This window comes from Micromonospora sp. CNZ296, assembly GCF_007827635.1.
This window is the reverse complement of the sequence record NZ_VISW01000002.1, coordinates 175,151-186,794: the sequence shown is the minus strand read 5'-3', so window position 1 is coordinate 186,794 and position 11,644 is coordinate 175,151. Positions and strand designations below refer to the sequence as shown.

8 protein-coding genes are annotated in these 11,644 nt (G+C 75.2%); all 8 read right to left on the bottom strand.

The features are described from left to right. Positions 1 to 134: 134 nt before the first annotated feature. Positions 135 to 551 carry an acyl-CoA thioesterase gene (locus FB455_RS03770; RefSeq protein WP_013477245.1) on the bottom strand — a complete coding sequence of 139 codons (417 nt, stop codon included), beginning with the start codon at positions 549 to 551 and terminating at the stop codon, positions 135 to 137. Next, positions 548 to 6,580, bottom strand: a complete 6,033-nt coding sequence (locus tag FB455_RS34675; protein ID WP_145752219.1) for a type I polyketide synthase — start codon at positions 6,578 to 6,580, stop codon at positions 548 to 550. Before FB455_RS34675 ends, FB455_RS03770 begins: the two co-directional genes overlap by 4 nt. Continuing rightward, complete coding sequence (locus FB455_RS03760) at positions 6,577 to 7,479, bottom strand: hypothetical protein (protein ID WP_013285681.1); 903 nt, start codon at positions 7,477 to 7,479, stop codon at positions 6,577 to 6,579. The genes FB455_RS34675 and FB455_RS03760 overlap by 4 nt, the downstream gene beginning before the upstream one ends. Before the next feature lie 96 nt (positions 7,480 to 7,575). Then, positions 7,576 to 9,099, bottom strand: coding sequence for a phosphatase PAP2 family protein (locus tag FB455_RS03755; RefSeq protein ID WP_145752217.1), 1,524 nt, complete (start codon positions 9,097 to 9,099; stop codon positions 7,576 to 7,578). 51 nt (positions 9,100 to 9,150) lie between these two features. Next, positions 9,151 to 9,726, bottom strand: coding sequence for a nuclear transport factor 2 family protein (locus tag FB455_RS03750; protein WP_013285679.1), 576 nt, complete (start codon positions 9,724 to 9,726; stop codon positions 9,151 to 9,153). 187 nt (positions 9,727 to 9,913) lie between these two features. Continuing rightward, on the bottom strand, positions 9,914 to 10,360 hold the full coding sequence (locus tag FB455_RS03745; RefSeq protein ID WP_013285678.1) for a hypothetical protein: 447 nt from the start codon (positions 10,358 to 10,360) through the stop codon (positions 9,914 to 9,916). Positions 10,361 to 10,363: 3 nt separating this feature from the next. Next, positions 10,364 to 10,834, bottom strand: coding sequence for a hypothetical protein (locus FB455_RS03740; protein ID WP_141722500.1), 471 nt, complete (start codon positions 10,832 to 10,834; stop codon positions 10,364 to 10,366). Between the two features lie 96 nt (positions 10,835 to 10,930). Continuing rightward, complete coding sequence (locus tag FB455_RS03735; RefSeq protein ID WP_030268739.1) at positions 10,931 to 11,578, bottom strand: hypothetical protein; 648 nt, start codon at positions 11,576 to 11,578, stop codon at positions 10,931 to 10,933. Positions 11,579 to 11,644: the final 66 nt, after the last annotated feature.

The following is an 11,644-nucleotide window of genomic DNA, read 5'->3' as shown; positions in this document are numbered from 1 at the left end:
GCCCCCCCGCCCGCGGCGGGGGTCGCCGGGTGGGGCCCCCGGGCTGGGGCCCCGGCGGGCGGGGGGGCCCCCGCGGGGGGGGCCCCCCCCGGGCGGCCCCCCCCCCGCCCCCGGGGGGGGCCCCCGCGACTGTGTCAGGCGGTGAAGGCCGCCAGGGCCGCCCGCAGGTCGACCGGCGGATCGACGGGAACCGGCCCGGCCGGGGTGGGGCGCAGACAGGCCACCGTCTGCCGGCCCCGGGCCACCTCCCGCCCCGCCCGGAGGAACTCGAAGTGCATGCTCAGCCGGTGGCCCTCCCGGCCGTCGGCGCTCATCCGCACCTCGATCTCCTCCAGGCCGAAGCACTCCTCGTAGTAGTCCATCGCGCACGACACTGTCACCAGCGTCAGCTCACCTCGACGGAGCTGGTCCAGGACGGCCGGTGCGTGGTCGGCGAGGAAGCGCTCCCGGCAGTGCCCCTGCCAGTGCAGGAAGTGGGCGAAGTAGACGTTGCCCACCATGTTGGTCTCGTCCAGGGTGACCACGTGCCGGTAGACGTACCAGCCGGTCATGACGCCACCGGCCGGGTCGCCACCGCCACGGCCACCCGCGTCGCCCCGTCGGCCCAGGCCGGCACTGTCACCACGGTCAGGTCCCGGCCGGTCGAGACGAGCAGGCCGTCCGGCTCCGGCTCCCCGTGCGCCAGCACCTGGTCCGGGTCGGCGCCGAGCTTGACCAGCGCCTCGCGGGCGGCCCACAGCCGGGTGGCGGCCACCGCCGGGTCGTCACCGGTCCGCCGGCCGAGCTCCTCGGCGCTCGCCCGCGCGCCGTCGTCCAGCAACCCGGCCGGAGGCCGGTCGGTCACCGGTTCCCAGTCCACCCCGACCGGACGATCGGCCAGCGCGACGAGCACCTGCCCGTCGGCGTAGCTCGCCGAGGCGTACCGGCCCGGCACGTGGAGCGCGCCGGACGGCTGGTGGTCCACGTCCGCCTCGGGCACGGCGAGATGCCGGGCCAGCAGCCGGCGGGCGCCGTCCGCCTCGCGCCGGCCGGGCCCCACCACGAGTTCGACCGCGTCGACCGCACCGGCCTCGATCAGCCGGCGGGTCAGCCACGGGCCCACCAGCTCCGCGCCGAGCCGGCCGCCGGACCTGGCCACCGCGAACTCCCGGTTGTCGCCGACCGCCCGCAGCCGTAGACCCCGCCAACGGGCCACCGGTACGCCGGCGTGCGCGACGTCCACGTCGAAGACGTACTCGTCGGCACTGTGCCGCACCTCCCGGGCCTCGACGGTGAGCCGCCCCCGCAGCGGCCGCCAGACGACCACCTCCGCCGCGCCCACCGGCAGCACCCTGCGGTGCGGCGCGCAGGCGAGCAGCGCGTGGATCGCCGCGTCGTGCCCTCCCGGGCTGCCCAGCAGCAGCTCCTGCCCGAGGAAGGAGGCGAACCAGCGGTCCCGGTCGTCGGCGTCGACGGTGGCGCGCACCGCGAACGCCGAGACCGGTCCGGCGTGCGTCAGGCGGCGCATCCGTCCCTCGTGGAAGAGCACCGGGCCGTACCACGGATGCGGGGTGGTGGCCTCCCGCCCGCTGTCCACGGGTGACTCCGGCCGGTGCGCGGCGTCGTCCGCCGTGGCGGCGGCGGCCGGCGGTGCCGGCGGGTCGGTGACCGTCCCGGCGAACCGGTCCGTGGCGAAGCCGTCGGTGTCCGCGCGGATCGCCACCGCCACGTCCCCGCCGGTCTCCGCGGCCAGTGCCGCCACCCGGATCCGCCTCGTCCGGCGCTCGGGGACGTCGATCGGCGCGGCGAAGCTCGCGTCGCGGACCGCCCAGCCGGCCCGGCTTCCGGTGGTCAACGCCGCCACCTGCACCATCGCCTCCAGTCCGAGCACGGCGGGCAGCAGCGGCGCGTCGCCGACCCGGTGCTCCCGCAGGTACGGGTCCGCCCCGACGGACAACTCCGCCTCGGTCACCGTGGCGACCTGCCCGACCCGGCCGATCACCGACTCGGCGAAGCGCAGCCGGCCCGGCTCGGGGGTGCCGGGCGCGGGCGCCGGGCTCAGGGTGCCGGACTCGGGGAAGGCAGCAGTGCAGAGCACTGTCACCGGAGCGGTCGGATCGGTGAGGATCCGCCACAGCGCCCCGACGCCGTCGTCGGGCGCGATCCCGGCCACCCCCCGGCGGCGCAGCGAGTCGAGCACGTCGAGCCGCACCCCCATGCCGATCCCGGACCAGACCGACCACTCGACGAGGTGCACCCGGGTCTCCGGGTGATCGCCGGCCCACCGTTCCACGTCGTGCCGCAGCCACTCGTTACCGATGCAGTAGGCGGCCTGCCCGGCGAGCCCCTGCCGGCCGATGATGGAACCGAACGCGAGCACCAGCCGCAGGTCCGGTCCGACCGCGTCGAGCACCGACCGGAGTCCGGTCACCTTCCCGCCCAGGTGCTCGCGGAGGTCCCCGGCAGTGACGTCGGTCAGCTGGGCCGGCCGGTTGATCCCCGCCCCGTGCACCACCGCCCGGACCGGACCCAGCCGGCCGGCGCCGAGCACCTCCCGTACCGCGTCGGGATCGGTCAGGTCGACCCGCTCGTAGCGCAACCGGTCGTCGCCGAGGACCGTGCGTAGCCGGCGCAGCGCCTCCCCGGTCTCGGCGTCCTCGGCGGGACGCCGGCCGAGGACCACCAGCCGGCATCCGGTCCGCTCGGCGACGGCCGCCGCGGCGAAGGCGGTGATTCCGGTGGCGCCACCGGTGACGACGCAGACGTCGCCGGGCCCCAGCGGCACCTCCCGGGTCTCCTCGGCGGGCCGGTGCACGGAGGTCACCAGCCGCTGGACGCCACCGGGCCCGGCCCGCAGTTCCGCGTACCCGGCCGGCACCGCCAGCCCGGCCAGCAGGCCCACGTCCCCGTCCGCGGACACGTCGAGCACCGTCACGGCGCAGCCGGAGATCTCCGCCGCCACCGACCGGCCCACGGCGGCGGCGGCCGGGTGGTCGTCGTGCACGATCGCCAGCCGGGCCGGCCGCTGCCCGGCGATGCGGGCCAGCAGCGCGGCCACCTGCTCCGGGCCGTCGTCCGGGCCGAGCGCGACGGCGAGACCGTGCGACGTCGCCGTCCCGTCGGGTACGGCGGGGAAGACCGTGTGCAGGGGATGTCCGGCCGGCGCCTCGACCCGCCACCGCACGGAGCCGGCGGCCGGCGGCCCGGACAGCGGTCCCCGCAGCGGAACCCAGTCGTGCCGGAACAGCCGCACCCACGGCGCGAGGCCCTGCGCCGGCGCATCGTCGTCGCCGGCGGCGGGCAGTTGCGCGAGCACCTCGGCCGCCTCGGCGACTGTCGCGTCGGCCAGTGACAGGGGCGCGGCCGGGGGTTGCCGACCCAGGGCCGCGGCGACCGCGGCGACGGTGCGGGCCACCTGCAGCGAGTTCAGGTGCAGGTCGCCGAGCAGCCGGCTGGCCGGGGTGATGCCCGCCACCGGCAGTTCCAGCTCGGCGGCGAGGTGGGCGCGCAACCGGCCGAGCGGGTCGTCGGGACGGGGAGCGGACCCGGCCGGGTCTACCGACCCGGCCGGGTCCGCCTCGGGCGGGGTCGGCGCCGGTCGAGCGGAGGCGGTCCTCACCACCGCTGCTGCGACACTCGACGGCTGCTCGACCCGGCCCGGAGGGGAGTCGCGGGGGGCGGGGGGGGGCGCCCGGGGCGCCCCCCCCCCCCCCCCCCCCGCGGGGGGGGGGGGGCCCCCGGGGGGGGGGGGGGCGGCGGGGCGCCCCCCCCCCCCCGCCGGGGGGGGGGCCCCACACCCCCCGGGTCCGCCCACTCGGGGGGCGGCCCCCCCCGGCCCGGGGGGGTCGGCGCCCCGGGGGGGGGGGCCGGGGCGCCCCGACCCCGGCAGCCCGGCGCGAGAGATGCCGGCTCCGCACGGGCTGCTGAGGAACGTCATGGCCGCCCCGGGCCGGAGCGGACGGTAGGGCCGCCCGTCGTACCAGGCGGCGAGGTCGCCCGCGCCGGCGACCACGACCGCGGCGGTGGCGAGGGCGAGCGAGCGCGGCGGACCGCCGCAGTCCAGGCTGACCGCCGGTACCGGCAGGAAGCGGGTGACCAGCCGCGACAGCACGGTTCCCGGGCCCGCCTCGACCAGCAGGTCGCACCGCTGGCCGAGGTCGCGGGCGGCGGCGGCGAAGCGCACCGGGGCGGTGAGCTGACGGGTGAGCAGTGCCGCCAGGTCGTCGACCGTCCGCACGTCCGCGCCCGTCACGGTGGACGTCACGGACCGCGCCGGCGGGGCGAACTCGACAGTGTTCAGCTCGGCGGCCCACGCCGGCAGCGCGGGTTCCATCGCGGGGCTGTGGAAGGCGTGCGACACCGGCAACCGGATCGCCTCGACCTCGCTGTCGCGCAGCGCCGCCGCCAGCCGGGTGAGGTTCTCGTCGGCCCCGGCGAGCACCGTACGGTCGGGGGCGTTGAGCGCCGCGACCACGAGTCCGTGCTCGTCCGCCAGCCGGATCGCCCGCGTCTCGTCGACGGAGAGGCTCACCATCCCGGTGCCCGGCACACCACTGTGCTCCATCACCCGTCCGCGGGCGGCAGCCAGCGCGACGAGCCGGCCCGGGTCCAGCGCACCGGCCCAGGCGAGGGCGGTCAGCTCGCCGAGGCTGTGCCCGACTGCGCCGACCGGGGCGCAGCCGAGCCGATCCAGCCAGGCGAGCCCGAGCAGCGACTGCCACACGACAGCCGGCTGTGCGGCCTCGGTGCCGGTGGCGCCGGTGGCCGCCGGCCTCTCGGGCAGGTCGCCGAGCAGCCGGGCCAGCGGGCCGGCGTCGTACCGCACCGGTGCTCCCTGGCCAGGCAGGAGCAGGCCCACCCGGGCGGGCGGCCCGCCACCCAACGCCACCCCCGCCGCCTCGTCCACCACGACGCGCCCGTCCCAGGTGGCGAGCAGGCCGGTCGCCGCGCGGGCCGCCGCCGACAGCTCGTCGGCGTCCCCGGCGACCAGGGCACAGCGGATCCCGGCCGTGCCGCCGGCACCGGCGGCGAGCGTCGCCGCCACGTCGCCGACCTCGGCGTCGCTGAGCGTCGCGCCCCAGCTGCCCAGCAGGTCGAGCCGTTCGGCCAGCTCCGCCGTGGTGGCCGCCTCGATCAGCAGGATCTCCGGTCGTACCGGACGGCGGGACCAGGACCGCACCGAGGGCGGGAGGCGACGGCGACCCACGGCGGCGGGATCGGCGTTCTCCACCACCACGTGGCTGTTGATCCCACCGAAGCCCATCGCGGACACCCCGGCGGCCAGCCGCCCGCCCGGCCACGGTTCCGGCTCGTCGAGCACCCGCAGGGTAGCGTCCGGCGCACGCAGCAGAGGATGCGGCGTCTCGCAGCCGGTGGTCGGCGGAAGGACCCGGTGGTACGCGGCCAGGACCGTCTTGATCAGTGCGGCCGCTCCGGCGGCCGCCTTCGTGTGCCCGATGTTCGCCTTCACCGAACCGAGCGCCGCCGCCCCGGGCGCGTGCCGCCGGATCCCGGCCAGCGTCTCCAGCTCGACCCGGTCGCCGACGGCGGTTCCGGTGCCGTGCCCCTCGATCAGGGCGATCTGCTCCGGCGCCAGTCCGGCCATCCGGTACGCGCGCCGCAGCGCCAGCGCCTGTCCCCCGGCGTCCGGGCGGGTCAGGCCCCCGGACCCGTCGGAGGACGTCGCCCATCCGGTCAGCCGCGCGTAGACGCGCAGGCCGCGCCGTTCCGCCTCGTCGGCGCGCATCAGGGCGACGATCCCGCACCCCTCCCCGGGCAGGAACCCGGTGGGCCGCTCGTCGTACACCCGCATCTCGCCGTCGGCGAGCGCGCCGAGGCGGGCGAAGCCGATCATCTCCAGCGGGTCCAGAGACAGGTCGACGCCTCCGGCGAGGGCGAAGTTCAGCTCGCCGGAGAGCAGCGCGTTGGCGGCTGTGACGACGGCCAGCAGACTCGACGCGCAGGCGCCGTCCACCGTGTAGCCGGTGCCGTGGAAGTCGAAGTGGTTGCAGATCCGGCCGGCGATGGTGTTGCTCAGGGCCCCGGCCAGCGATTCGTCGCCCGGCTCGGGGAACGCCGCCGCGATGCCGCGCCGGGCCTGGTCGACCACCTGCGCGGCGACGGCGGAGTCCACTCCGGTCTGCCGCAGCGCCGCCTCGACCGAGCGGCGTACGAACGGCCAGTGCAGCCGTACCAGGCCGGCCCGGGTGAACTCGCCGGTGAGCGAGTTGCCGAGGATCACGCCGACCCGGTCGGCGTCCAGGCCGGCGCCCGAGGGGAAGCCGGCGTCGGACAGGGCGGCCGCCGCCGTCTCCAGTGCCAGCCAGTGCGTGTGGTCGGCCGCCCGCCAGCTCGACCCGGACACGCGGAAGGCTTCACGGTCGAAGTGCCAGTCGCGCAGCAGCCCGGCCCGGCGGACGTACGTGGACTCCGGCGCGTGCGGCGCGCCGAGCCGGTGCTCGGGGTCCAGGCGCGTGGCCGGGATGGCCCGGAACGCGCGGCGGCGGGCCAGCACCGACCGCCACAGCTGTGCCGGGTCGTCGGCATCCGGGTAGCGGCAGGCCAGGCCGACGACCGCGATCTGCCGTTCGCCCGGCCTCATGCCGCCTCCCGCAGCCGGACCCGCCGGGCCCGGGCCGGCCGGCGACGGCCGATCAGGAGCAGACCCGCGCGCAGGGCGCAGGTGATGACCAGGGCGAGGAACAGCCCGTACGACACGTGCGCGAGCACCAGCAGTCCGTAGACCGCCGCGGTGCACAGCCCGAACGCCCACTGGTTGGCGCGGGCACGGGGGGTCGTCCCCGGGTCGGTGATCATGTAGTTGGTGAAGAGGATGAAGGCCAGGCCGGTCATCGGCAGCAGCGCGGCGACGAAGTCGTGGTCGAAGAGGAGGGCACGCAGCAGCGCCTGCGCGACGAACCCGGTCAGCCAGCCGAGGATGAGCGGCATCTTCCCGGTGAGCTTGCCGTTGAGCAGCGTGCCGGCCATCAGGACACCGAGCGGCAGCAGCCAGTCCAGCGCACCGGAGACCCCGGCGGTGAACTGGTAGGGCGGCGCGATGCTGACCCACGGGAAGAGCACGAGGGTCAGCGCGATGCCCGCGTTGGACGGGTTGAGCACGTGCCGGGCACGGCCGTCGATCCGGATCCGCAGGACGTGGCGGGAGCCCACAGCGGCCGCGACGGCGAACAGGTACGGCCAGGGTGAGGAGTTGCCGTACAACAGCATGGCGCAGGCCAGCGCGCCGATGTGTGTGGGCAGGAGATGGTCCACCAGCCGCCGGAAGCCACCGGCGAAGGCGGGCGCGCGGCCCTCGGCCCGGGCGGCGAGCGTCTCCAGTGTCAGGTCGAGGGCGTAGCCCAGCAGGAGGGTCAGCACCGGCGTCACCGGGGCCTGCTCGAACCCGAGGAAGAGGTGACCGAGCACCGTGAGGATCGTGATGGACAGGGCGAAGCGGCGCAGGGCCGTCAGGCGGAGGTCTCTCGCGGCAGCGGACGTCACAGCGGTCACCGTTTCCGTCGGTGGATGGTCGGGTTGGAGGGCCGTCGCGCCGGCCGGCGCGCTGAGGGGAACAGCAACCGGCCGGCGCGACGGGGCTCAGATGGTGACGGACGTGCCGTCGAACCGGGTCAGGGTCAACGAGTGGTCCTCGTTGAACCAGGACTTCTGGCGCCGCAGGATCTCGATGGCCAGCGCCTCACCGAGCCGGCTGGACGCCGAGTAGTCACTGCGGTAGTGGACGCCGGCGATGTTGCGGCCGACGGCGATGTTCGCGGCGAGCTTGTTCAACTCGCCGCCGACGGTGAGCTGCCCGGCGTCCGCGCCCTCGTACGGCACCAGCGCGGTGCCGGTCGCGTCCACCTGGACCGGGTCGGCCAGCGGGGCCGTCTCGTCGAACCACGCCTTCAGCACAGTCGCGGTGGCGGCCGCCACTGTGGCGTGACCGGCCGTGTACGAGGGGTGGGTCGGTGCCCCCTCCGGGTACGCCTGCGGGAGCAGGTGGCTCTGGTTGCGGTCGAAGACGCGCTGCACCGCCTCGGACTCCAGCAGTTCCCGGTCGAGGAAGTCGTACCGGTGCAGACCGGTCAGGTGGGCGTGGACCCGCCCGCCGACCGCCTCCGGCCGCAGCCTGCGGTGCACGTACCACTTCTGCCACCAGGCGGTTCGTAGCGCGCGGGCGGCGACCGAGGTGATCAGGTCGAACAGGTGCGGCATGCCGAAGGTCGCGAAGCCGTCCTGGTTCGAGGACCAGTGGTACGGCAGGTTCGCGTCCAGCGGCGCCCGCTCCCGCAGCAGGATCAGCCCGGCGTTCAGGAAGGGCTGGAACGGGCTGGCGTCCGCGTCGAAGTGGACGTAGTGGCTCAGGTCGCGGGGCGTACGCAGGTACCGGGTCTCGGTCCGGTTCCGGTCGCCGGGGGCCAGTCCCCGGGACAACCCCCGCTGCACCGCGAGCCAGGTGGGGAACGTGGTGACGTAGTCCCGCCCTGGCTGCACGGTGTCCTGCCGCTGGGAGTAGTGATGGGTGCCGAACTGCACGTCGCGCAGGAGGAACTGCGAGATGTACGGCCCGATCCGGTCCTGCGGGGTGTCACCGCGGAAAAGCGTGCAGGTGGTCACCACCCCGCCTTCCTTCGGGCCGCGGAAGTCCGACATCCGGGACAGGTCGGCGGCGGCCGACGCGACCAGCGGATCGGTGTCGAACTGGTCGAACGGCACGTCCCGGGTCAGCGCCATCCAGTAGAGCTCGGCCATGTCGCCGGAGTTCTCCGGACTGTCGAGCCGGGGCGCCGGCGGCGCGGTGAAGGAGGTGGCGTCGATGCCGTCGGCGTTCGCCGCCAGCCCGCCCTGGGGATTGGTCAGCTTGCGGGCACCGGCCGGGTCCAGCGGGATCGACTCGAAGTCCGCCGGGTCGGCGCTGTTGACCGCCCGCAGCAGCCGCCGGTACGCCTCCGGGTCCACCTCGCCCGTGTCGTCGTGCGGCAGCCCCTTGCTGTAGCAGGCGACGTATCCCGGGTAGATGTTCTCCTCTCCGTTGTTGACGTGCTCGGTCGGATCCGGGCCGGCGGTGCGGCCGCCGGTCACCGGCGGCTGCCGTCGCGAACTTCCTGACGAGGTACTCACTGCACACACCTTTCTGCTGCGGCTTCGGACGAACAGCCGCCGGCGGACACGTCAGTCCGCGACCGGGGTGCCGGTCGCCGGGGCGCCATCGAGCGGGATCCGCACGCCGTTGGCGTTGACCCGGAAGCGCGGGGCGGCGGCCGACATGTGCCAGTGCAGCCACTTCCAGCCCTCGGCCGTGCGGATGGCCACGGCCGAGGCGCGCAGCGGCTGGTGCTCGAAGGTGCCGTCGGTTCGGGCGATGACGACGTCGCCGTCCTCGCGGGTCAGACCGATGGTGGAACTGGCCAGCACCTGGCTCACCGAGACCGACTTGTTCTGCGTCTCGCCGTCGGCCGGGAACAGCGTGTCGAGGTACTCACGCATGGCGGCCTTCTCGGTGATGGTCACCGCGTGTCCCTCGGCGGAGGTGAGTTCGTAGGTGGTGAATTCCTCGGCCAGGCTGTCGACGATGGCGTCCGCGTTCTTCTCCGCGAAGGCGGTCTGGAGGTCGTTGAGAAGCTGCCGGACCTCGATCTCGGCCTGCGGGTCGGGCCGGAAGACACCGGCTCCGCCACCCGCGGCGTCGGCGAAGACACCGCCGAGGAAGTCGCCGAGCTGGCGGCCGAAGTTCTGTACCTCTGTCATTTCTGCGCCATTCCTCTCTGGATGTTCTCGGGACGGATACCGCCCGCCCGTGAACAGTGGGAAACAATCGGTCCGGTGCGACCGTTCTCGTGCGGCGATCGGTACGTCTGTTGTAGATCGCGCGGGTGGTGGGGAACTTCTTCCGCCTTGCGGTGCGCCGGGACCGGCGCCCGGGCGGGCCGGCCGGTCAGTCCCCGGCGGACGGGCCGGGACGGTGCCGGTCCCGGACGGCCTGCACCTCGGCCCGCAACTGCACGATCTGCCCGCGCAGGTCGGCGATGACCAGCTGGGCGCTCTCCCGGACGCCGGCCACCTCGTCCCGCGTCTCCTGGCGGACCCGGGCGAGCTCGGACCGGTGTTCCTGGAGCAGGCGCTGACGGTCGTCACGGGCCTCGTCGAGGGTGCGCTGCCAGCGCTCCAGCAGCTCGTTGCGCTCCATGATGATCGCGGCCTGGGCCTGTTCGTGGGCCGTGGACAGGGCCTGCTCGACGACGAGGGCCTCGTCCCGTGCCGCCTCGGCGAGACGTGCCTCCTCGCGGCTGCGTTCGACCCGGGCGATGTGCCGGGTGCCCAGGTAGGTCAGGATCGCGGTGCAGACGGCGGCGATCGGTGTCCCCACGGACTGCCAGTCCACCGGTCACCTCCCTCGCGCCACGCTCGACAGGCCCGTGGCCTCCGCGCGGGCGACGATCCGCAGGCAGTTCATCGCCAGCCAGGCGAGGGCCAGCTCGGTGAGCCAGACGGAGGACCGCCAGTCGGCGAGCATCGACTCGACCGCGGCGAACACCCACCAGGCGGCCGCCGCGGCCACGATCCGCCGCTGATGCCGGCGTAGTCGGCCGAACAGATTCATGACCTGCGCGGCGAGCAGGAGGGTGGCGAGGCCCGGGGCGAGCACACGGAACACCTCCCGCAGTCGCTGTGGCATCGCCCCGAGTTCTGCGATCACCAGCCCGGGTTCGGCCCAGAGCACGGCGGCCTGCACGGCGACGGCGACGGCCAGCACCAGGCCACCGGGCAGCCGGCGGAGGTGGTCACCACCCCGGGCGGTCCGTGGTTCGCGCTCCGGTGCGAAGCGGCGGCGGTCTCGGACGTGTGAGGTGGGCATCGGTGCCTACCACGATCCGTGGTCATCGGAACTCGACCGCCCGGACGGGCACGGCAGGGTTGCATACATGGTGGATCCCTCTCTCTGGCTGCGTTGTCACGCGTACGGCCGGATCTCCCACCTCCCGACGGACTCCGCCTCCCGGACCCCGACCACCTCTCGCGCGCTCAGGTCGACCGACGCCTGGCCGAGTCGTACCGGCCGGTCGGTCGCCGACCAGAAGAAGAACGTGTAGAGGCGGTGGCCACGGCGCGGGTGGCCCGCGCCGATCGCCGCCCGGGAGATCCTCGGCACCGCGACCCATCGGCTCGCCTCGGCGAGCGGGCCGAGCCGGCCGGCCGCACGGAGCAGGTCGAGCGCCTCGGCCCGCTCGGACCGGGTCAGTGGCGGACGGGCCCGGGCCCGTCCGGTGACCGCCGTGAGGCGGCCGGACGGCAGGTCGAGGAAGAACTCCAGCAGCAGGTCCGAGTCGTAGTCGTAGAGCCGGATCCGGGCCGTGCCGGCGTGCCGCCGGGACGTCCGGAACCACGAACGGGCCGGCGCCGGCACCACCTCCACGTCGAGCAGGTGGTGCCGTACGCCGGCCAGTCTGGTCCGGGCCGCCGGGTGGGCGTACAGCAGACGCACCAGGCGGGTCTTGAGCCGGTCGGCGGCGGCGAGCAGGTCCTGTTGGTCCCGCTCACTCGTCCGTACGCCCGCGAGCAGATGCCGGGCGCAACGGCCGAGACGTGCCGAACCGGTCATGGGCTTCCTCCGGTCATCGGGGGGTGGGTTCCTCCTTTCTATGCGTCGGCGTGCCGGGGCGACTTC

Bases quoted from the DNA above. Each gene is read 5' to 3' on its own strand.
- FB455_RS03770 (WP_013477245.1), bottom strand. From the start codon at position 551: ATGACCGGCTGGTACGTCTACCGGCACGTGGTCACCCTGGACGAGACC.
- FB455_RS34675 (WP_145752219.1), bottom strand. From the start codon at position 6,580: ATGAGGCCGGGCGAACGGCAGATCGCGGTCGTCGGCCTGGCCTGCCGC.
- FB455_RS03750 (WP_013285679.1), bottom strand. From the start codon at position 9,726: ATGACAGAGGTACAGAACTTCGGCCGCCAGCTCGGCGACTTCCTCGGC.
- FB455_RS03740 (WP_141722500.1), bottom strand. From the start codon at position 10,834: ATGCCCACCTCACACGTCCGAGACCGCCGCCGCTTCGCACCGGAGCGC.
- FB455_RS03735 (WP_030268739.1), bottom strand. From the start codon at position 11,578: ATGACCGGTTCGGCACGTCTCGGCCGTTGCGCCCGGCATCTGCTCGCG.